Origin of the sequence: Chryseobacterium sp. MYb328 (assembly GCF_037572595.1) — a bacterium.
GTDB classification, from domain to species: domain Bacteria; phylum Bacteroidota; class Bacteroidia; order Flavobacteriales; family Weeksellaceae; genus Chryseobacterium; species Chryseobacterium pennae.
Genome location: NZ_JBBGZQ010000021.1, coordinates 81,562 through 104,894 on the forward strand (window position 1 = coordinate 81,562; position 23,333 = coordinate 104,894).

General features: G+C 36.5%; 18 protein-coding genes. 10 read left to right on the plus strand and 8 right to left on the minus strand.

The window, feature by feature from the left end:
* The first annotated feature begins 48 nt into the window (after positions 1–48).
* The 4 genes from WH267_RS18740 to WH267_RS18755 are packed head-to-tail and all read left to right on the plus strand — an operon-like array spanning position 49 to position 6,133.
* Positions 49–1,434: a TolC family protein gene (locus WH267_RS18740; protein ID WP_340010236.1), complete on the plus strand. Its 1,386-nt coding sequence runs from the start codon at positions 49–51 to the stop codon at positions 1,432–1,434.
* A gap of 15 nt (positions 1,435–1,449) precedes the next feature.
* Entirely contained in the window at positions 1,450–4,602 is a 3,153-nt protein-coding gene (locus WH267_RS18745; protein WP_340010238.1) for an efflux RND transporter permease subunit, read from the plus strand.
* 12 nt (positions 4,603–4,614) lie between these two features.
* Entirely contained in the window at positions 4,615–5,697 is a 1,083-nt protein-coding gene (locus WH267_RS18750) for an efflux RND transporter periplasmic adaptor subunit (protein WP_340010240.1), read from the plus strand.
* Between the two features lie 7 nt (positions 5,698–5,704).
* The gene (locus tag WH267_RS18755) at positions 5,705–6,133 is read left to right on the plus strand and encodes a hypothetical protein (RefSeq protein ID WP_340010242.1); all 429 of its coding nucleotides are present in this window, start codon (positions 5,705–5,707) and stop codon (positions 6,131–6,133) included.
* A gap of 122 nt (positions 6,134–6,255) precedes the next feature.
* Here the strand turns inward: WH267_RS18755 and WH267_RS18760 are convergent, their stop codons facing one another.
* Positions 6,256–6,504 (minus strand): NifU family protein, encoded by a 249-nt coding sequence (locus WH267_RS18760; protein ID WP_115969269.1) that lies wholly within the window; start codon positions 6,502–6,504, stop codon positions 6,256–6,258.
* Positions 6,505–6,552: 48 nt separating this feature from the next.
* Positions 6,553–7,659, minus strand: coding sequence for an Mrp/NBP35 family ATP-binding protein (locus WH267_RS18765; protein ID WP_340010244.1), 1,107 nt, complete (start codon positions 7,657–7,659; stop codon positions 6,553–6,555).
* A gap of 149 nt (positions 7,660–7,808) precedes the next feature.
* On the opposite strand from WH267_RS18765, the gene WH267_RS18770 reads away from it, so the two are divergent.
* Positions 7,809–8,264, plus strand: coding sequence for a hypothetical protein (locus tag WH267_RS18770; RefSeq protein WP_340010246.1), 456 nt, complete (start codon positions 7,809–7,811; stop codon positions 8,262–8,264).
* A gap of 153 nt (positions 8,265–8,417) precedes the next feature.
* On the opposite strand, the gene WH267_RS18775 is transcribed toward WH267_RS18770, so the two are convergent.
* Complete coding sequence (locus WH267_RS18775) at positions 8,418–10,760, minus strand: TonB-dependent receptor domain-containing protein (protein ID WP_340010248.1); 2,343 nt, start codon at positions 10,758–10,760, stop codon at positions 8,418–8,420.
* 392 nt (positions 10,761–11,152) lie between these two features.
* Here WH267_RS18775 and WH267_RS18780 point away from each other — a divergent pair, with 392 nt between their 5' ends.
* Positions 11,153–11,989 (plus strand): discoidin domain-containing protein, encoded by an 837-nt coding sequence (locus WH267_RS18780; RefSeq protein ID WP_340010250.1) that lies wholly within the window; start codon positions 11,153–11,155, stop codon positions 11,987–11,989.
* A gap of 100 nt (positions 11,990–12,089) precedes the next feature.
* Here the strand turns inward: WH267_RS18780 and WH267_RS18785 are convergent, their stop codons facing one another.
* Complete coding sequence (locus WH267_RS18785) at positions 12,090–12,812, minus strand: phytanoyl-CoA dioxygenase family protein (RefSeq protein WP_340010252.1); 723 nt, start codon at positions 12,810–12,812, stop codon at positions 12,090–12,092.
* Between the two features lie 3 nt (positions 12,813–12,815).
* The gene (locus WH267_RS18790; RefSeq protein WP_115969252.1) at positions 12,816–14,066 is read right to left on the minus strand and encodes a dicarboxylate/amino acid:cation symporter; all 1,251 of its coding nucleotides are present in this window, start codon (positions 14,064–14,066) and stop codon (positions 12,816–12,818) included.
* Positions 14,067–14,286: 220 nt separating this feature from the next.
* Between WH267_RS18790 and WH267_RS18795 the strand changes: the two genes are divergently transcribed.
* The 4 genes from WH267_RS18795 (at position 14,287) to WH267_RS18810 (ending at position 20,272) form a co-directional block, all read left to right on the plus strand.
* Complete coding sequence (locus tag WH267_RS18795) at positions 14,287–14,775, plus strand: BON domain-containing protein (protein WP_115969250.1); 489 nt, start codon at positions 14,287–14,289, stop codon at positions 14,773–14,775.
* Between the two features lie 10 nt (positions 14,776–14,785).
* Positions 14,786–15,205, plus strand: coding sequence for an SH3 domain-containing protein (locus WH267_RS18800; RefSeq protein WP_115969248.1), 420 nt, complete (start codon positions 14,786–14,788; stop codon positions 15,203–15,205).
* A gap of 75 nt (positions 15,206–15,280) precedes the next feature.
* Positions 15,281–17,983: a TonB-dependent receptor gene (locus WH267_RS18805; RefSeq protein ID WP_340010256.1), complete on the plus strand. Its 2,703-nt coding sequence runs from the start codon at positions 15,281–15,283 to the stop codon at positions 17,981–17,983.
* 429 nt (positions 17,984–18,412) lie between these two features.
* Entirely contained in the window at positions 18,413–20,272 is a 1,860-nt protein-coding gene (locus WH267_RS18810) for a CocE/NonD family hydrolase (RefSeq protein ID WP_340010258.1), read from the plus strand.
* A gap of 171 nt (positions 20,273–20,443) precedes the next feature.
* On the opposite strand, the gene WH267_RS18815 is transcribed toward WH267_RS18810, so the two are convergent.
* The 3 genes from WH267_RS18815 to speB form a co-directional block, all read right to left on the minus strand.
* Complete coding sequence (locus tag WH267_RS18815; protein WP_340010260.1) at positions 20,444–21,055, minus strand: alpha-ketoglutarate-dependent dioxygenase AlkB family protein; 612 nt, start codon at positions 21,053–21,055, stop codon at positions 20,444–20,446.
* A 280-nt stretch (positions 21,056–21,335) separates the two neighbouring features.
* Positions 21,336–22,178 (minus strand): bifunctional helix-turn-helix domain-containing protein/methylated-DNA--[protein]-cysteine S-methyltransferase, encoded by an 843-nt coding sequence (locus tag WH267_RS18820; RefSeq protein WP_340010262.1) that lies wholly within the window; start codon positions 22,176–22,178, stop codon positions 21,336–21,338.
* 69 nt (positions 22,179–22,247) lie between these two features.
* The gene (gene speB / locus WH267_RS18825; protein ID WP_123318108.1) at positions 22,248–23,108 is read right to left on the minus strand and encodes an agmatinase; all 861 of its coding nucleotides are present in this window, start codon (positions 23,106–23,108) and stop codon (positions 22,248–22,250) included.
* Between the last annotated feature and the right edge of the window lie 225 nt (positions 23,109–23,333).

Sequence of the window (23,333 nt, forward strand, 5' to 3'; positions counted from 1 at the left end):
ATCCCGATCGGGACAATTATTTTTCAATTTTAATTCTAAAAATATTCTATGAATTTATCATTCAGAGCACTCATCTTATGGCTGGGCTGCCCTGCGCTGTCCTTTGCTCAGTTGACGAGTCTGGAGGACGTACTTCTCAGGGCCGAAAAAAATTACCAGTCTATTCAAAAGAAAGAGATCAATATACAGGCCTCGCATGAAAGGCTTAAGCTGCAAAAAACATACTATCTTCCGGAAGTTACCTTAATGGCTCAGCAGAGCTTCGGGACTATTAATGCTCAAAATGGACCTATGTACAATATGGGTGGATCCGGCATTAATTCTACTTCCATGCCTTTGGCAGAGCAAAACTGGAACTCAGGTTTCGGCAGCTTATACTTAACCAATATCAATTGGAATGTTTACACATTTGGGAAGCTAAAAACAAAAGAAAATGTAGAATCTGCTGATACGGAAATTCAAAAAGCTGATCTGAAGCAGGAAATCTTTCAGCATCAGGTAAAAACAGCTGCCGCTTATTTTAATCTTCTGGTCAGTCAGCGGCTTGAAAATGTACAGCATGAAAATCATAAACGTTCAGAAGTTATTTATTCTATTGCTCAGGCAAGAGCTAACAGTGGCCTAATCCCTGAAGTAGACGCATCCTTAGCAAAAGCAGAAATGTCAAATGCCCAGACTGCTATCATCAATGCTAATGATCATGTGCTGGAATACAATAAAAAATTATCAGATCTGTTGGCAGAAAATTTTGCTGATTATCAACTGGATCATTATTTCAGCAAGAATACGCCTTCTTTAATTGAGGATACCTCATCTATTACCAATCATCCAACCACTCTTTTTGTTGCCCAGAAAATTAATAAAAGTAAGCAGCAGGAAGCCTATTTACATACTTCCGGGCTGCCTTCTCTTTCATTTTTCGGAGCATTTCAGGGACGAGGATCAAACTTTGGATGGAATTACGTTCAGGACAATTCAGCTTATTCTCAATCGTATCTGAAAGGAGTTGGGGTAGATCGGATGAATTATATTGTTGGCCTCAATCTCAGCTGGAATCTTACAGATTTTTACAGAAATAATACCAGAGTCAATGAGCAGAAACTGATTACCAAAACCTTGGATCTTGATTACCAGCAATTACAGCAGGAACTTTATAATCAGCAGAACCTTTCGGAACTGAAATATAAAAATGCCTTATCAAAAATAACTGAGTCCAAAATACAATTACAGGCTGCTACAGATGCATTCAATCAACAAAAAGCTTTGTATGAGAATGGATTAACCACTATTGTTGATTTTACTCAGGCATTATACCTGCTGAACCGTGCTGAAATTAATTATGAAATTGCTCAGAACAATTCCTGGCAGGCCGTTGTCTTAATCGCTGCTTCTACGGGAGATATATCGATGATTACAAAAGCAATTACCCATTAACTTAAAAATTTAAACATGAATCTTATAAAGTTTGCATTACGCAGGCCAATATCTGTAATGGTATTGGTATTGGGGCTGTTGTTTTTCGGAATCAAAGCTACCAAAGAAGTAAAAGTAGATATTCTTCCCGAAATGAATCTTCCCGTAGTATATGTTGCCCACTCCTTTAATGGGTATACTCCACAACAGATGGAAGGGTATTTTACCAAAATGTATGTGAATATGCTTTTATTTACCAATGGTATTAAAAGTATTGAATCTAAAAATACCCAGGGACTCACCCTAATGAAGGTTAACTTTTATGAAGGCACCAATATGGGAGAAGCAATTGCACAAATCAATGCGCTTTCTACCCGATCACAGGTATTTTTACCGCCTGGTGCACCGCCTCCTTTTATTATCCGTTTTGATTCTTCATCACAACCTGTAGGACAGCTTGTGTTCAGGAGTACTACAAAAACCAATAATGAGCTGCAGGATATTGCCAATTTCAATGCCCGTCCTTTTCTTATTGCCATTCCCGGACTTACCACTGCTCCACCGTTTGGAGGAAGTCCGCGTACGATTGAGGTGAATGTAGATCCTATCAAACTGCGTGCGCATCAATTGTCACCGGAACAGATCGTGGAAGCTATAAGCAGGAATAATATTACTTCCCCATCAGGAAATGTTTATATAGGGGAAACCAATTACCTGACTCCTACCAACAATACAGTAAAAAAAGTTGAAGAACTTGGGGATATTCCTCTGTTCAAAGGAACTGCAGACAATGTTTATGTCAAAGATGTGGCTACTGTTAAAGATGGAGCGGATATCGCCACCGGATATGCCCTGATAGACGGAAAACGTTCCGTATACATCAATATTGCAAAAGCCAGCAATGCATCTACATTGGAAGTTGTGAATAAACTGAAGGAATCCTTACCTAAAATCCAGCGGAATATGCCGGATGATGTAGAAATTTCCTATGAGTTCGATCAGTCGGTTTATATTTCAAATGCCTTGAAAAGCTTAGCTGTTGAAGGTATTTTGGGAGCTTTGCTTACCGGATTGATGGTAATGCTTTTCCTTAACGACCGCAGAGCAGCATTGATTGTTATTATGACCATTCCGATTTCAATTATTTCCGGAGTATTATTCCTTAAATTATTCGGGCAGTCTATTAATATCATGTCTTTATCCGGGCTTGCTCTCGCGATAGGAATATTGGTGGATGAAAGTACGGTTACTATCGAAAATATCCACCAGCATTTTGCCATGGGAAAAACCCGTGCACAGGCTATTTGGGATGCCTGTAAAGAGATTGCATTTCCAAAACTGCTTATCATGCTTTGTATTCTTGCCGTATTTGCTCCGGCATTTATGATGACAGGTATTCCCGGATCGTTATTTATGCCTTTAGCTATGGCAATAGGTTTTTCGATGATCATATCTTTTATATTATCTCAAACTTTTGTTCCGGTAATGGCCAATTGGATGATGAAACATGATCCTAAAACCTGTGAAAATCACAAACCTGATTGGTTTACCCGTTTCCGTGATCGTTTCACAGGATTGCTATCTTCTCTGATGCAGCGTAGGAAAATCATTGTAAGTGTAAGTCTTGCAGTAATCTTAGGAATAGGAATCGGACTTTATCAAATCATAGGGAAAGATGTGTTGCCTTCTGTCAATTCCAGGCAGTTTCAGGTTCGTATAAAAGCAGCGGAGGGAACCCGTATTGAAGTTACGGAACTCAAGGTTAAAAAGTTTTTGGAACATCTTAAAAATAAAGTAGGAAAAGATAATATTGCCATTTCTTCTGTATTTATCGGACAGCATCCATCTACATTCGCTGTTAGCCCTATTTATCTTTATAATGCAGGTCCGCATGAAGCTTTAATGCAGGTTGCTTTAAAAGAATTTAAAGGAAATTCTGATGAACTCAAAGATGAATTACGAAAGTATTACAAAGAAAAAATGCCTGATATCCAGCTTTCCTTTGAGCCTATTGAGCTTACTGAAAAAATTCTAAGCCAGGGAACGAATACTCCTGTAGAAATAAGAATCTCAGGAATGATGAAAAAGATGAACCGGATGTATGCAGAAAAACTTTTAACCAAAATAAAAGAAATTGAATACATGCGCGATCAGCAAATCCCTCAATCTATGAACTATCCTGCATTACAGATCAATATAGACAGAGTAAAAGCAGCTCAGTTAGGTCTGGATGCACAGGATATTGCCAAGTCACTGGTGACTGCCACAGCTTCTACTCGTTATACCAATAAAAACTTCTGGGTAGGAGGAATGATGGGAATCGCCTATGATGTACAGGTACAGACTCCTCAGAATATTCTTAACAGCAAAGAGGAACTTGCCAATATTCCATTATCCAAAAATTCAGACAGACCTGTTTTAGGGGATGTGGCTTCCATAACTTCTGCAAAAGAATTGGGAGAAAGCTATAATTTAGGAACGATGGGATATACAACGGTTACAGCTAATATCCATAAGACAGACCTTGAACAGGCTTCCAAAGATGTACAGAAAGCCATTGAATCTCTTGGTGAGCTTCCCAAAGGAGTTAATATTGAAGTTTCCGGAATGGCTCCTGTATTAAATGAAACCATGAACAGTCTTTCTTCCGGGCTTCTTATCGCTGCCGCAGTAATTTTTCTGATGCTTGCGGCTACTTTTCAGTCGTTCCGTGTTTCATTGGTTATTTTAACAACGGTTCCTTTTGTCATTGTAGGATCACTGACATTACTGAAAATTACAGGCTCTACGCTGAACCTTCAGTCTTACATGGGATTAATTATGTCTGTTGGAGTTTCTATCGCCAATGCTGTTCTATTGATAAGCAATGCTGAAACCATCAGAAAATCGACAGGAAATGCATTGGATGCAGGCATTGAAGCTGCAAAACTTCGTATCCGCCCCATTATTATGACTACTCTGGCTATGGCCGCCGGAATGTTACCAATGGCTATTGGTTTCGGAGAAGGTGGTGATCAGGTATCTCCGTTAGGTCGTGCGGTGATCGGAGGACTTATTTTTTCAACATTTTCTGTTTTAATTATTCTTCCTCTTGTTTTTGGATGGATTCAAAAAAATGCCAGCATTATCTCTCCTTCCTTAGATCCTGAAGATGAAGAAAGTATTCATTATTCTAATTCCAACCCATAATTTTTATACTCAATGAAAAACCTATTATATACCGCTGCTATCCTAACTCTTATGATTATTCCGGCTTCATGCAGCAACGAAAAAACAACACCTCAACAAGAAGCCAAACCCATGATGATGGCTAGTATGGAGACTGTCGCTATTAAAAAAAGCAATCCCAAAGTAGAACTTAAACTTCCAGGAGAACTCGTTCCTGATCAGGAAACTGCATTATTTGCCAAAGTACAGAGCTATGTAAAAAAGATCAATGTTGATATTGGCTCTTATGTAACCGCAGGACAGGTGCTCATAGTTTTGGAAGCTCCGGAAATACAGTCTCAGGCTGCTAATGCAAAAGCGAAATGGCAGGCACAGGAAGCAATCTATGCCTCTACAAAATCAAGTTATAGCAGAATGTATAAAGCCAATGAAACGAAAGGAGCCATTGCAAAAGATGCACTGGATCAGATCACCGCCCGGAAACTTTCTGATGAAGCACAGGTGAATGCAGCAAGATCAGCGTATCGTGAACTTCAGGATATCAATCAATACCTGGTTATCCGTGCTCCTTTTAGCGGAATCATTACAGAAAGAAATGTAGACCTGGGAGCTTATGTAGGTCCAATGGGAGGAACTCCTTTAATGGTTATTCAGAATACTTCAAAGCTTCGCCTTAGCTTATCGGTCTCTGAAGCTAATGTTCCTTACCTCAATGTGGGTGATACGATCTCATTCCGGGTCAATGCTATTCCTGAGAAAAATTTTAAAGCTACAATATCCAGGAAATCAGGATCATTAGATCTTAAGCTTCGTTCAGAAAAAATAGAAGCCGATTTTATCAATCATTCCAGAGAATTAAAGCCTTTTATGATTGCAGAATCCATGATTCCTCTACAGAATAAAGAAGCTACATTTTTTATCCCAAGATCTGCTGTGGTAGAGAGTAATATGGGAATTTATATTATTAAAAAAGAGCATGGAAAAGCGAAATTCATTCCGATAAAAAAAGGAAGAGTTCTTAATGATACTATTGAAGTTTTTGGAGAATTATCTGAGGGAGATCAAATCCTTAAAAAAGCAAACGAAGAAATTATAGAAGGAAGTTTAATTAAATAATATTATCATGAAATTAATGGTTAGAAACACATTTTTAATTCTTTTCAGTGCAATAGCTTTATATGCCTGTAGTAAAGAGAAAACAAAAAGTCCGGAAACGGCAACAGTACAGCAACCTCAACCTCAACCTGCAACCTCCGGAAAATATGTAAAAGGCAGTCATGTTCCCAGTGAAACAGTCTGCATGGTTAATAATGCCTATATGGGCAAAAAACAGATTGAAGTTCCCCACAACGGAAAAATGTACTATGGATGCTGTGAAATGTGTGTAAAACGTATTCCATCTGATAAAACAGCCAGAGAAGCTATTGATCCGTACACAGGAAAAACAGTGGATAAAGCTGATGCTTATATTGTCATGATAAGCGACGAAGGTGAAGTAGCTTATTTTGAAAATGAGGAGAATTATAAGAAATTTATCACTCAGAATTCATAATTATATTTTCAGATTATTTGTATAAGGCTTGATAACTATTCATTATCAAGCCTTTTTAAACAGAAACAAAAAAGACAGGCCTTTGTACAAAAGCCTGTCTTTTTAATATCTCAGATAGAGTGTTATTCTACGTTGATTACCTTTGCAATTTCCGGAGCATGTTGTTTGATTGTATTTTCCACTCCTAATTTTAAGGTTGAAAAATTCAACGAACATCCGGAACAGTTACCCAGAAGTTTTACAAAAACCTGATTATCCTTCACATCAATAAGCTCAATGTCACCACCGTCTTTATTCAAAAACGGTCTGATGCTTTCCAGAGCTTCCATTACTCTTGTTACTGTATCTTCGTGCGTTATGTTTGTTTCCATATTTTTTCAGTTCAATTCGGTTTTTTTCAATTTGATTGAAAGTTATTATTATTTTGCCTTTGGCGAGCAACCTGCCATTGTGGAGATCTTCACAGCTTCTGTTGGAGGAAGGCTTTTGTTTCTTTCTACAAGGCTTTCTACCATTTTTCTTGCTGTTTCAGTATAGATCTCTGAAATTTTAGAACCTTCCTGAAGAGCTGCCGGTCTTCCTACATCTCCTGCTTCTCTGATGCTTTGGATCAGTGGAATCTCTCCCAATACCGGAATTCCAAGATCTTCTGCCAGATATTGCGCTCCCTGGTTCCCAAAGATATAATATTTATTATCAGGAAGTTCTTCCGGTGTAAAATACGCCATATTTTCGATTAATCCAAGAACCGGAATATTGATGCTTTCCATCTGGAACATCGCAATACCTTTTCTTACGTCTGCCAAAGCAACGTGTTGAGGTGTACTTACAATCACCGCTCCTGTTACAGGTACTTCCTGAATGATAGATAAGTGAATGTCACCTGTTCCCGGAGGAAGGTCAATTAATAAGAAATCCAATTCACCCCATGCAGCATCTCTGATCATTTGGTTCAAAGCTTTTGAAGCCATTGGCCCTCTCCATACAACTGCCTGGTTAGCTCCTGAAAAATATCCTATTGAAAGCATTTTCACTCCATAATTTTCGATAGGCTTCATCATATTCTTCCCGTCCACTTCTACAGAGATTGGTTTTGCACCTTCTGTATCGAACATCGTAGGAACTGATGGTCCGTAGATATCAGCATCTAATAATCCTACTTTAAAGCCCATTTTAGCCAGTGTTACTGCCATGTTTGCAGAAACTGTAGACTTTCCTACTCCTCCTTTACCGGAAGCAATAGCGATAATATTTTGAATTCCAGGAATTTGTTTTCCTTTGATCTGACTTTGCTGAATTTCACTAGGTTCCGGAGAAACGATTTTAAGTTTTAAATGAACCTCTTCTCCAAACTCACTGGCAAAAGCCTGCTTCATAGCAGCTTCCAGTTTTTTCTTTTCGTGCATTGCAGGTGAGTGAGCCGTCATGTCAATATAAACATCATTACCCATAACCTGAAAATTACTCACCAAATCGTCTACTTCTATTTCTTTAAGGAAATCCTGAACCTTTTCTTTCGTCAACATATAAATATAAATTGTTTACAAATTTACGTTTTTTTTGGTAATTTAGAATCAATAAAATCTATAATATCAGGTGATAAATCAGATCGTTAAAAATTTTGTTTATGCTGTTTTTTCATCATGAAAGATCACTTGTCACCAAAACAAAATCTATGAAAACTAAGGCTTACCCATCTAAATATGCATTACCCAAAGAAATCTTCACTGTAGGAAAAACAAGATTCAAATGGTATGATCTGGCTGAAGATCCTGCTGAAGTTTCCTCACAGGATATCCAAAATGCTAAAACGCGTATTGAAAACGCCAATGAAAATTTTCAGAATATCGAAGATCTCGGATTTGTGATTATGCATCGATGTGGAGAAAATTACCTTCTTCTCGTCTGTACCTGGCGAAGTGAAAACGAATTATGGGAAAGCGTCTATTACAACGGAACCGGAAAATTTGAGATCTGGGACAGAAATAAAACCCATCATCCTACTTACTGTGTCTGGGAAATGGGCATTGTTTACCATGAGTCCCAGGCATGGAAAAAATACCTGGGAACAGAAAAAAGTGAAAGTGATAAGGAGGAATATCTTAATACTTTATTTGAAGGTGAGGTTTGAATTGCAGGGAAGCTGGAAGAGGGAGGCTGGAAGTTATAATAGTTTATTAACGACTGAAATTTTGTTTAACTGAATATCAACCTTTAATAAAAATGTTCATCAGCCATCGTAAAAGAAAAAGTACTTCCTACTTCCATCATCCCGCTTCCAGCCTTAATTCGCTCTATTTTTTTCATCAAAATTTATATTACGATTTGCCCCTTTTACTTTTTTATTTCCGAAAGTATAAGTTGCCGATACAGTAAGTCTTCTGGCATCATAATAATTATTGAAATAATGAGATCCTGTGGTATAGTAAATCTCTCCTTTACTTCTTGACTGTTTAAAAATATCTGAAACAATCACATTAATCTGCAAGTTTTTATCCATCAGATTCATTTTTATCCCCGTAGTAAAATTACCTACAAAATCCCAACGAATATTTCCAGAGTTGGAAGGAAGGCGGAGCCAATAGTTTAAAATCAGCTGAACGGTTTTCTCTTGATTCAACGAGAGGTTATTCTGAAAATCAAAATCATAGCTATATCCTTTTTTAGAAGATGCATCTGTTGTAAAAACATTCATATCCGTATAAGATAAATCCGCAGAGTAATTAGCTTCCCAACGTTTGAAAAATGTATCGGAATAATTGATTGTAGCTCCTATACTGTTTTGAGTATAGTAATTAAAAAAAGTACTTGTCCTGCTTTCTCCTGAAAGACTTGCCAATTGCCCAAACCCATCCAGCGTTTTCTGAAAATAAAGTGTGGTTGACAGTTTCCCCTTATACACATGAGAAAATTCAAAATTGTGATTAACAGAGGGCTGCAAAAAAGGATTCCCTGTGAAATAAGAATTAATATTGATATACCAACGATACGGATTGATTGCACGGAAGCCAGGTCTGTTGATCCTTTTCGAATAATTCATACTGAATGTGTTATTTTCATCACTTTTATAGCTTACATAAGCGGTTGGAAAAAATTTACCATAAGAACTTTCTGACTGCTGACCGGAAGTCAGAGAGTTTCCATTGACTGTAGAATATTCATACCGAAGTCCCAATTTTGCTGACCATTTTTCATTAAAGGATTTTTCAAGGCTGAAATAAGCAGCATAGTTTTTCTCATTGTACTTAAACTCATTGCTCTTCAAAACATCAGTCACATAATTTCCATCCTCCAGATTTTGGTAGAAAATACTTGAATTGTTATCAAAATTGGTGAACTTAATCCCAGCTTCTGCTTTAGCAAACTCATAGGGTAAAGTAAGATCTGCCTGCCCGGAATAAATTTTATAATCTACCACTGATGGTGATTTTACAATAAACTGATCTCCGGAATTTTCTATTGTCGTAAAATCAATGATAGTCTTGGGAATATTGGAGAAATAGTTCCCTGTAATACTTAATTTATTATCCTGTTTCCCAAACTTAACATCATAATAGGCACTTATTGTCTGCTGGGTAGATTTTCCTCTGTGTTCTGCATAAGTAGACAATGTGTTGGTATAATTGTCGTTCTGAAAATAATCTGAAGTATTCTCAATATCCATATTAGAGTGCCCCACTCCATAATCATAGATAAATCCTATATTGGATTTCTTTCCTAACTGATAATCAATACTTAGATTAGCTCCTAATCCATCTCCAAAATCCTTTCTGTCATCATGACTTTTAAGTCCCTCTGTTCCGGTCATTCTATAATTCTCAAAAGAATGTTTTTGGTATTTACTTTGTCTTAATTTTAATGAAGAACGAAGCTTTTCATTCTGATAATTAATGGTTGCGCTGTTTGAAAATCCTGAATAAGTCTGCTGCTGAAATCCTGTAGTAAAGCTTCCATTCCATCCAAGATTCTGATTTTTCTTTAAAACGATATTGATAAGACCACTGTTTCCCTGAGCTTCATATTTTGCAGGCGGCGCTGTAATCACCTCAATTTTTTCTATATTTTCTGATCTGAGACTCTTAAGATAAGTCACAAGTTCGGCTGAAGACAAGTTCAGAATTCGTTCATTAATCATTACTGATACACTACTTTTCCCGGCAATGGAAATCCCTGCATTCTCATCAACCTTTACCAATGGTGTTGTAGCTAATGCATCTGCACCATCCATTCCCTGAGAAGCAACTGAACTCGCCACATTAAAAACCAGCCTGTCTGCTTTTCTTTCAATCAGCTTTTTTCTGGCTGTAAGAGTTACTCCTTCAATCTGCTTTTCCTTTTTCTCATCAATAAAAAAATCCTGCTTCACATCTCCTTTTACTGTTATAGATGCATTCGAAACTTCATTTCCATCCTGAATAAGTTTTATAGTGTAATTTCCGTCTTCAGAAAGCTTCAGAGTGTAATTTCCTTTTTCATCAGAAATGGCGGTCTGCTTTTTCTGATCCTTTATAGCTATCACTTCAATATAGGAAGCAGCTTTTCCAGTTTGTGTAATCTTCCCTGCAATAGTCTGAGAAAAAAGAGCTGCTGGTAGCAGAACAACTGCTGAAAGTAAAATCTTCTTCATGTAATTTGATAATCATGGTTTTATATAAGACAATTGGGAATTGAATTTTATTACATGTTAAGAGGAAAGGAAGCTGGAGGCTGGAAGTGGGAAGTAATTGAAGCCCGACTACAAATGACATTTTTTTAATAAGATTTTTTAAGCTTATTAATTATAACCAACAGACTACAAGCTATCTCTTACTTGAAAATACTTCCAGCCTCATTCTCCCAGCTTCCAGCCTGCTTCTTTTTCAAAACTTACCCATATCAATAAACTACAAGTTATTCATAGCCTAAAAGTACCTCCAGCCTCACTCTCCCCAGCTTCCAGCTCCCTCTTTCTCAATTTTACACCTTCTTTTCTCATATTTGGTACTGTACTTGATTTATACCCGTTCATAATATCAAAACATGAAAAAAGGGCTGCTTGCATTGTCTTTATTGATGACTCAAATTATTAATGCACAAAATTCTTCTCAGCAAACTAATCCTTCAGCAGAAACTAAAGATCACATCTCTTCTTTTCAGGAGGATATTGCTTCTCCGGTTATTAAAGCAGACAGACTCTTTGATTTTTCTACCAGAGTTGAGATCACTCCACAGAGTCCCGGTGATAAAATCTATTATATGACCATTGATGCCAATGATGTCAACAAAAAAAAGAAATTCACAACTTACAAGAAGCCTTTCACCATCAGCAGAACTACACAGGTTCAGGCCTATGCAGAAAAGAAAAGAGAAAAAAGTCCAATAGTCACAGCAAATTTCAACAGAAGACCTAATTATTGGGAAGTAACTCTCCTTTCAAAAGTCAATCCTCAATATACAGCTACAGGAAAATTTGCTTTAATCGATGGGATCAGAGGTAATATAGACTGGAAAAAAGGAGACTGGCAGGGATATCTGGGACAGAATTTTGAAACTATCATCGATTTTCAGTCACCTCAGCAACTCACTCAAATATCCTCCACCTACCTTCAGGATAACAAATCATTGATCCTTATGCCTAAAAAAGTGGAATATTATGCCTCTATGAATGCTAAAGATTTTATTCTCCTGGATACCATCGAAAATGATATTGATCCTAAAGATGAAAAAGTTCAGACCAAAGACTTTACCACAGAAATTCTTCCTACTGAAGCAAGATATCTTAAAGTAAAAGCTTACTATTATGGAAAAACTCCCGGTTGGCAACAGAAAAAAGGTGGAGAAACGTATATCTTTGTTGATGAAATTTCTGTACAATAATAAGAATAGTTGGGGATGAAGGTTCATTCAAAAGAGTTCACTTCAGCTTTTCAATCCAAAAATAAAGCCCTTCGAAAAGTTCGCAGGGCTTTATTTTTTATCAATTCATTCTTTCTCCCCATTGCAGGACTTCCGGGAGCTCCATGTCAGAAAATTCTATATGAATAACTCTTCTTTTCTTTCCATTGGTAGTTCTGTTTGATCCATGAAGAGTAAGAGGTTTCATAAGCATCACGCCACCTTTTTCTACCTTACAGATTTCTTCGGTTTCCACATTCCAGTCTATCGTTTCCGGCCTGTAAATTCCTTTAACATGAGATTGAGTAATCACTTTTAAGGCCCCATTATTTTCATCAGTCTCATCCATATGGATTCTAATCGTATAAATATTCTCTAAAATATTCAATGGAGGCTGTACAGCAAACTGGTTCTGCTTTTTGGTCCATGGACCAAAACCAGACAATTCCAGTTTTTTATCCACAGAAATGGTGAGATCCTGATGATAAGCAACATACCAGTTAGAGGTTTCCGGCTTATCAAAATAAATACATTTCACTACAAAATATTTTTCACCAAAAATTTCATTGATGATTTTCCTGATATTCTCATTAAAGATGAGGTCTTTAACTTCCGGAATTTCTTTTAAAAACTGTCTTATTGCAAATAAGTCTTCTGATTTCCTGAAGTTCTCTTTTGAAGTATCTATATTGTCCAGAACATGGATAATCTGAGCAATCTCTACATCAGAAAATACTTCATTAATAACTGAAAAGCCATATTTTTCAATATGGCTTTTATATGATGATAAGTTTATTAAACTCATTATTTAAATTTTGTCTAAAGGTTCGGTTAGCTGCCCTTCCCATTTCGATACTGCTGATGTAGCCAATGTATTTCCTAATACGTTTGTCATACTTCTTCCCATATCACAGAAGTGGTCAATTGGTAAGATCAATGCAATTCCTTCCGGTGGAATTCCGAACATTGAACAGGTCGCAACAATAATTACCAAGGAAGCTCTCGGTACTCCTGCAATTCCTTTTGAGGTAAGCATCAGTACTAAAAGCATGGTGATTTGTTGTCCGATGGTCATCTCTACTCCGTAAATCTGAGCAATAAAAATCGAAGCAAATGTCATATACATCATACTACCATCCAGATTAAAGGAATATCCTAAAGGAAGAATGAAAGATACTACTCTGCTGTTACACCCGAATTTCTCAAGTTCTTCTACCAATTTCGGGAATACGGCTTCTGAACTGGTTGTAGAGAAGGCAATCAATAATGGTTCTTTAATTCTCTTTAATAAATCAAACAGTCTGTTTCCTAAGATAAAATATCCTACCAATAAAAGAACCAGCCAAAGTATACCCAATGCAAAGAAGAAGTCTCTCAGGTAGATCGCATATACTTTAAAGATTTCAAAACCATTGGTAGCTACCACAGCAGCAATAGCTCCCAATACTCCCAGAGGAGCAAACCACATGATATATCCTACCATTTTAAGGATACCATGAGCCATGATATCAAAAAGCTTTACTACCGGTTTAGAGTATTCTTCTCCTAGATTAGCTAAAGCAACTCCGAACATAATCGCAAATACTACAATCTGCAATACTTCATTGGTTGCAAAGGCTTCAAATAAACTTTTAGGAATCATATGCTTTACAAAATCTTCTAATGAAAAACTTTTACTGCTTTTCAAAAGATCTTCTGCTGAAGCAACGTCCTGAACGGGTAGTTTGGTTACATGTCCCGGCTCCAGCCAGTTAACAAGTATCAACCCGATAAAAAGGGAAACCAAAGAAGCGGAAATAAACCAAAGCATTGCTTTTGTTCCTACTCTTCCGATCATTTTGATGTCACTCATTTTAGCAATTCCTACCACAAGTGTAGTAAATACCAAAGGTGCAATAATCATCTGTACCAGTCTGATGAAAACCGTTCCCAATAATTTTATGTTCTTGGAAAAAGGTTCTGCGCTTTCCGGATACTTTACATGTACAAGTCCTCCAATTCCTACTCCCAGGATAAGCGCGATGATAATTGCTATAAAAAGTTTATTCTGTCCTTTCATATATATAGTTCAATTTGCGCAAATATAATGGTTTTTGAATTGGCAGAATATTTTATTCTCATCACCTTAAGGCCGTATTAAGTTTTCGAAACATAAAAATTAAAACGCTGGTTCATAAAATATTGTAAAAAATTTAAGAAACATTTATTGAATTTTTATTCTTTTGGTACAAATTTTATTATTACATTTGATTGTATAACAACATTAATAAATATACAATATGAAAAAAACTATCGCAATGGCTGCATTAGCTGTAGCTGTATCTTTCGGGGCAGTTTCTTGTAAGAAAAAAGTTTCTGATGCCGAACTTCAGACTCAGGCTACAACTGTGGTAACTTCTAATCCCAATGCTTCCGTTGAAGTAAAAGAAGGCGTGGCTCACTTAAGCGGAACTTTCGCAGACCAACAGTCTAAAGATGCTATGATTGCACAATTAAAAGCAATTAAAGGAGTAAAAGAAGTAATGGATATGTCTAAAGTTGAAGTAACTCCAGCTCCGGCACCTGTTGAAACTAAATCTGCTGTAGATCCTGTAGTTCAGAAAAAAGTTCAGGATGCAGTAAAAGATTTCCCTACAGTAAAAGTTGAAGTTATCAATAACGAGCTTACCCTTACAGGAAACGTTTCTCAGGAACAAGCTAAAAAAATCAAGCAGTCTGTTGACGCTTTAAAAGTTGGTAAAGTTAAGTTTAACTACACAGTAAAATAATTAAATTAAGATGAGTACATTACAAGATAAATATTCAAGCGTAGTTTCAGCAGCTCAGTCTGCCGGGATTTCAAACTTACAGGTTCAGGAACAGGATGGAATTTTATATGTTTCCGGAGATGCTTCCAATACAGCTGCAAAAGACGCAGTTTGGAATGCTTTAGGAGCTATTGATTCTACTTATTCTGCTTCAGATATCAATATTGATGTACAGGTTGCAGGTCTTACTTCAGGAGCTTCTCTTACTGTTGCTACAGAAGATTCTAACCTGAACATCAGACAGGAGCCTTCTACTGAAGCTGCCGTAGTAGGTAAAGCTGCAAAAGGTTCTGCTGTAACTTTAATTGAGCAGACTTCTGATGACTGGTGGAAAGTAAAAAATGCTGACGGTCAGGAAGGATATGCCTATTCAAGATATTTAAAAGCATAAAATATTTTTTAAAATATTCACAAGGAACATCCCTATATTGGGATGTTTTTTTATTTTTACGCTTTGGAAAGCTCAATGAAGAAAATCTTATTATTCGTGTTTTTGGTGTGTAATTTTCTAATTATATACGCTCAAAGACTACATATTGATGGAAAAGTAACCGATCCGGAAAAAAAACCTGTAGAAAATGCTACCATATATCTGCTAAAGGCTAAAGACTCCACTATTATCAATTATACAGCTACCAATAAGGAAGGGAAATTCTCATTACAGACTGATGAGGTAAAAGACCCCTCCTTTTTAAAAATTGATACTGAAAAATTCTCTTATTCAAAAGCACTTGAAAAAATTGAGCAGTCATTATCCCTGGGCGATATAGAACTTGAGAAAAAGAAAGTAATAAATCTTGATGAGGTAAAAATCACTGTTTCTCCGGTGAAAATAAAAAATGACACCATAGAATTCAATGCTTCTGCCCTTAAAGTACGTCCAGACAGTCAAATTGATGAGCTTTTGAAACAGATTCCGGGAGTAGAAATTGGCAATGACGGAAAAATAACGGTGAACGGAAAAGCCGTAGACCAGATTATGGTGAATGGCAAACCATTTTTTGATAAGGATGGAAAGACAGCACTACAGAACCTTCCCGCAGATATCATAAAAAATGTCCAATTTACCACCACTAAAACTAAGGAAGAGGAACTGACCAAAAGGGCTCCGAAATCTCAGAATACTACCATTAATTTCAATATTGATGAGAAGAAAAACAAAGGCCTTATTTCAAAAATATTGGCCGGTTATGGTTCTGATAAACGGTATGAAGGGAATGTTTTTTTAAATTATTTTAAAGGAGATACCAAAATCAGTGCTTTGGCTTCCGCCAATAATATCAATTCAAAGAGCAGTTCAGGAGATCAGATCTTTGATACAATGGGACGTAGCGCCCAGCAGGGAGGTGGAATACAAAAGTTCAGCAGCTTTGGACTGAATTATAATGACAAACTTGGAAGGGATGCCAATCTAGACAACCTCAGCCTGCAATATACAGATTCTAACAATGAGACCCGTTCCAAAGCTTCAAAGACAACGCTTCTTCCGGATACTACTCTAAAAACCGATTCTGAAAGCAGCAATGAAAATGAATCAAGGCAATATAATTTCAACAGTTCTGTAGGAATAAAACTGGATTCGTTAACTAACATTTACATAGCGCCTTCATTTTCAAAATCAGAAACGTTCAGTTCGGGGCAATCCATATCTTCAACATTAAAGGATGATAAACTTTTGAATGAAAGTAAAAACAATACTCAAACCAAAGGCGAGACCAATACTTTCAGTCCCAATATCAATTTTTTCAAAAACTTTAAGAAAAAGAACAGGTCAATGATGGCCATGATCAACACTTCTATCACGGAATCTAACAATGAAAATATCAATCAGTCACTGAATACATTTTATAAGGATGCCGCTATGAGTACCGATAACCGTAACCAGTTACAAAAGAACCGTTCTCAGGATAATAACTATAGCTTTATGGCCAGATATACGGAACCTATATCAGATTCTGCAACTATAGGTATCAGCCTTCAATACAACTCAAAATTAACCAGAAATATAATAGATTTCAATGATTTTGATCCTGCTACAGGGCAGTATTCTCAATATAACACCCGTCTTTCCAACAGTATGGATCAAAGAATCAATCAATTTTCTCCTGAGCTATCTTATTATCTCTACAAAAAGAAATTCGGTCTCTGGGCTACAGTAAATGTTGATATTTCAGATATGAATGTAAACTCAGTTTTTAACGGGCAACTGTATAATCTTCAGAAAAATTTTCTCCTTCCTAAATATTCAACCAATTTCCGATATTCTTTTACGGATCGTCAGTCGTTGATTATCTCCAACTCTTCCAGTTTCACAATTCCTGATTCCGGAAAGCTTATTCCCTATAAGGATGAATCTGATCCTTTAGTTACAAATACCGGAAATCCGGATCTTAAAAACACCTGGATCAATGAAACCAGCCTTTCTTTTAACAGTTATAACATAATCAAAAATCTTAATTATCATATTACCGCCGCGTTTACTTATAGAAATAATGATGTAATCAATTATTCCAAATATGATAGTTCCGGCAGGCAGATTATTACCTACAGTAATATCAGTGGGAATAAAAACTTTAGTTTGGGTATGGGGCTTACCAAAACATTTAAATGGAATGATCATAAACTCAGAATTGCTCCAAGGTTCAGCATGAATTACAATTATAATAATGGATTTATCAATGGTGAGTCATTTACCAGCAGAGCCTACAATTTTAATCCGGGTCTTAATCTGAATTATGAAATCAAAGATATATTTACTATAAAACCTTCCTATAGCCTTGGATATAGCTTTTCAAATTATACCAACTATAATGTAAATACAGTAAACACAACCAATCAGTCTTTAAAGGTTGAAGTAACCAATTATCTGTTTCAAAAGGCTTTTTTCATAGGTAATGATTTTTCCTACAACACGAATTCAAATATTGCTCCCGGATTCAAAAAAGATTTCTATTTCTGGAATGCCAGTGTGGGATATTCCTTCTACAATAAACAGCTGACAGCAAAAATAAAGGTCTATGATGTTCTAAATCAAAATCAAAGTGTAAAAAGAACCATTACAGATTCTTATTTTGAAGACCGTGAAGACCTGATCCTAAAACGTTATATCATGTTTTCTCTTAGTATGAAGATTAATAAGTTTGCAGGTAAAAAACCGAAAAAAAAATAAACACCATACTTTTATATACTCTCAATCAATGGCCGGGAAAACTCCCGGCTTTTTTACTAATCACATTTTTTAAACCACAAATCGAAGATTCGACAAAGTCAAAAGTCACAAAAGTTTTAAAAACTTAAGTTTATTTTAAGTGACTACTAACTGTTTGAGAAGTACACTTAAGCTTCCTAAAATCTCCGATTTTCACCATAATTTCAGTTGAAGACGTAAACATTCCCCTCCACTTGAGGGGTGGCAAAATCTACGATTTTGTTGGGGTGGTTCTACCCGCATACTATCCTCCTTCCATCACAAAACTTCCTTTTACAAATTCCACAATTAACAGCAAAAAATCAAAACAAATTAACTTTTAAAGGAAGATTCATCTGAGAAAATACCGTGAAAGTATTTTTATTTTTAAATTAGCCACAAATTTTACTTATGAAGACCCATATTTCACTTGTATTCATTCTTCTTTTCATGCTTGGAAAGGCTCAGAATACGGAACAAAAAGATAATTTCGTTAAAGATAATTTTACCAAGAAGGAATTTTATATTCCAATGCGTGATGGTGTGAAACTTTTCACTGCAGTTTATATTCCTAAGGATATTTCAAACAAAAACAAATATCCGTTCCTGATGCAGAGAACCTGCTACAGCATTGCTCCTTATGGTGAAAATGAATATAAAACCAAAGTGGGTCCTAACACCTACCTGATGAAAGACAAATACATTTTTGTATATCAGGATGTCCGTGGAAGATATATGAGTGAAGGTACTTTTACCAATATGACTCCACAGGTGGAACATAAAACGAAGAAAGATGTAGACGAAAGTACAGACACCTATGATACCATTGAATGGCTTTTGAAAAACGTTAAAGATAACAATGGTAAAGCAGGACAGTTCGGGACTTCTTATCCCGGATTTTATACCGCTGTAGGAACATTAGCACAGCACCCGGCATTGGTAGCCTCCTCTCCACAGGCTCCTATTTCTGATTTCTGGAACGATGACTTCCTTCACAATGGAAGATTTATGCTGGGATATTTCAGAACATTTCCTGTTTTTGGAGTTCAGAAAACAAAACCGGAGCAGAAAGGATGGTATATGGATTCTTTCATTAAGCAAACTTCTGAGGATGGCCTAAAATTCTACAGAGACATGGGAACCCTGAAAGATGGCTATGAAAAATATTATAAAGATAATTTCTTCATGACAGAAATTATGAATCATACCAACTATGATGAATTCTGGCAAAAAAGAGGCCTTCTTCCTCATCTTAAGAATATCAATCATGCGGTAATGACTGTTGGTGGCTGGTTTGATTCAGAAGATCTTGCCGGACCTTTAAATATCTACAAAACAATTGAAAAGACAAGTCCAAAAGCTAAGAACACAATTGTAATGGGACCTTTCTCTCATGGCGGATGGTCTCAGGAACAGGGTAAACATTTCCACAGTGAAACTTATTTTGGAGACAGTATTGCCACCTATTACCAGAAAAACGTAGAAACAAAATTTTTCAGCCACTATCTGAAAGGAAATACCAAAGAGGATGCAGGACTTCCGGAAGCATTAATGTATGACACCGGAGCAAAACAATGGAAAGAATTCGCTTCTTATCCTCCTAAAAATGCTCAGAAAGTGAATTTCTATCTTTCTGATAAAACATTGAAAAAAGCATCAGGACAAGGATATTCAGAGTATTACAGTGATCCTAATAATCCTGTTTTAAGTTCTGATCATTTAAAAGACTTCAATGGATTTACTCCTAAAAACTATATGTCGGAAGACCAAAGATTTGCAGTTGGAAGACCTGATGTATTGACATTTACAACGGATGTTCTAACGGAAGATATTGCCTTTGCTGGCGAGATTATGGCAAAACTTAATATTTCTTCATCTTCTACAGACGCAGACTTTGCAGTAAAACTGATTGATGTTTATCCTGAAGATTTCAAACCCGCAGAAAAGAAAGAAGGTGTGATCTATGGAAACTACCATCAAATGGTAAGAAGCGAAATTATGCCTGCGAGATTCAGAAATACTAAAGAAAAAGGAGAAGCTTTGGTTCCTGACCAGAAAACAGCAGTGAACTTCAGACTTCAGGATGTGGTTCATACCTTCAAAAAAGGCCACAAAATCCAGATTCAGATCAGTAGCACATGGTTCCCGCTTTTTGCTTTGAATCCTCAGAAATTTATGGATAATCCGAATTTTGCTTCTAAGGAAGATTACACTAAAGCATTTATTAAAGTATACGGTGATAGCTCTATTGAAGCTGATGTATTGAAATAAATTGAAAAAGCTGTTCGGATGGACAGCTTTTTTTGTTATTTATCTCTCGCTGATTAAGCTGATTTTGCAGATGACGAGCCTTGACAAGGGTCATTTGAAACTTTGAGATATTTTTTAACCACGGATGACACAGATTTTCACAGATGATTGTGTTGAAATCTCTGAGGATTTTTATTCTTCAATCGTTCTGAAAGTAAGGTTTACTCTTGGGGTTTTCACTTTCGTTGTAGGAGGAAGTCTGTGAAGCCAGTGATCCTGGGTTGTGCCTTTCATAATCAGTAAGCTTCCGTTTTCCAGGAATATTTCAACCTTTTCTTTGGTAGTTTTATGCTTAAATAAGAATTTCCTTTCTGCTCCGAAAGTAAGGGAAGCAATGGCGCCATGTTTTTTCAGATCGGTTTCGCCATCACTGTGATAAGCCATTCCTTCGCTTCCATCATGATACAAATTGAGCAGACAGGAATTGTAGGTTTCACCTGAAACTTCTTCACATTTTTCTTTTAATTTCAATAACTCAGGAGTCCAGGGTTTTGCATATTTTGTTCTGTTGGAGTAGGTATATTCAAATGCTTTTTCTCCAAACCAGGCCACTTTTCGTTTGGTGAGAATCAGTTTTCCGAAAATTACTGCCTCATCATGTTCCCATGGAATCTGGTTGAAAAGATAGTCATAATACCTATCAGACTCTTCTTTTGAGAAGACTTTCCCATAGTATAAGACGGTTCCGTTATGTGGTAAGAGACTTAAAGGATAATCTGGTGTTTCATCGAACAGGCTGAGCATTGTTTTTATTTTTTACTAGTACAAATTACGTAATGTTTTTGGACATGACTGGATGTTTATATTAAAACCACCCCGTCAAAAATTCTTTGAATTTTCGCCACCCCTCCGGAGGATGGGAATGTATAGTCCTTCAACTGGAATATTGGTGAAAATCGGAGATTATCAGGAAGCTTAAGTGTACTTCTCAGAAAATAGTAGTAACTTAAAAATAATTTAAGCGTCTAAAAAACTTTTGTAGCTTTTGATTTCGTCGAATCTTCGATTTGTGCTCTAAAATATTTTACGAGTAAAGCTGCGAACTTTCCCATCCTACAATCATCTGCTTTCTATCACTTCCCCATCGGTAACCACCAAGATGCCCTGTAGACTGAATAACACGGTGACAAGGGATGAGAAATGCCACAGGATTACTGCCTATTGCTGTTCCTACAGCTCTTGATGCTTTAGGATTTCCAATTTTTTCTGCAAGACTGCCATAAGTAGACAGTTTTCCCATAGGAATGGTCAATAAGCTCTCCCAAACTTTTAACTGGAAATCAGTACCTTTTAAATGAAGCTTGATGGTATTGAGTTTCGTCCAGTCTTTATCGAATATGGACAATGCGTTTTTCTGAAGCATGTCCTGTTTTTCAAAAAAAGAAGCATTAGGAAATTTATGTTCTAAATTCCCTAATGCTGTTTCTTTATCGTTTTCAAAAGCCATATGGCAAATTCCTTTTTCTGTAGAAGCTACCAGGATATTTCCAAACGGACCTTCTGAAAAACTATAATTGATGACAAGACTTTTTCCCCCGTTTTTATATTCTGCCGGAGACATTCCTTCTATTTTTACAAACATATCGTGTAATCTGCTTGTACTGGAAAGTCCGGTTTCGTAAGCGGTATCAAAAATACTTGCTTTTTCTTCCTTCAATAAATTTTTAGCATGTTCAAGACTGATGAACTGTAAAAATTTTTTCGGACTTGTTCCTGCCCAATCCGTAAAGATCTTCTGAAAATGGGCCGGACTTAAGTGAATATTCTCTGCCACTTCCTCCAAACTTGGCTGAAGCCTGAAATTGCTCTGGATATACTCTATCGCTTTAGCAATTCTGTTATAATCGATTTGATTCTGTGTGGACATTTTGTATTGTTTTTACCTCACAAATTTCCAAAGAATATACGGCAGAAAAAATCCGATTCTTGCGGAATATTAGTTATCGTTGTTATAAATATCGTTATAAGCAAGCATCTTATAATATAATTTAGCAGCAAGGAAAGCGGTTGGCTTAGCCATTGGAGAATCCATTAACTCTACAATATCAAATGCCACTACATTACATTTTTCAAATACTTTTCTTAATAATTCCAATGTTGGATACCATTGTAATCCACCCGGTTCAGGAGTTCCTGTAGATGGAGCAATAGAAGGATCAAAGGCATCAAGGTCGATCGTAATATATACGTTTCCTGAAACTTTTTCCAATACATCATTCACCCAGTTTTCGTTATTAGCAATCTCGTGAGCAAAGAATACTCTTCCTTCCGGTAAATACTGAGTTTCTTCAGCATCCATAGAACGTATTCCCACCTGTACTAAGTTATGTTTCTGGTTTGCTTCAAACACAGCACAAGCGTGATTAGAAGTAGAACCGTGGAACTCAGGACGTAAATCTGTGTGAGCATCCAATTGAAGAACGGTAAGGTTTTCAAATTTTTCTCCTACTGCACGGATAGAACCGATAGAAACAGAGTGCTCACCACCAAATAAAGTAAATACTTTCCCTTCATTGTTCAAAAGCTCTTTTGTTTTCTGATAAACAGCTTCTGTCATTGCTTCAGGAGTAGAATTTTCAGAAACTTCTCCAGCTAGATATACTCCCTGAAGGTAAGGCTCAGTTTGTGTTTCAATGTCATAAAGCTCCATATTTTCAGAAGCGTCTAGGAATAATTCAGGGCCTTTATCAGCTCCTTTTCCCCATGTTGAAGTTCCGTCATAAGGAACAGTTACCAACATTACTTTCGAATTCTCTAACGTTGCGTTTTCCTCGGGAATTCCTGCGTATGTTCTCATGCTTTATTTTAAAATTTTAATGTTGTAATTGATGACAAAGATACGAAGAGTTTGTGAATGATGGTTCTGGTTACATCTGAACTACGGATAATTTTTCAGTAAGGAAGATGGAGACGGGAAGCTGGAAGTTATGAAAGTCCAAAGAAGAATCTGAACTTTATTTTAATTAACATTTTTACCCCATTATCATACCCATACTGAAACTTTGCTCATAATAACTTCCAG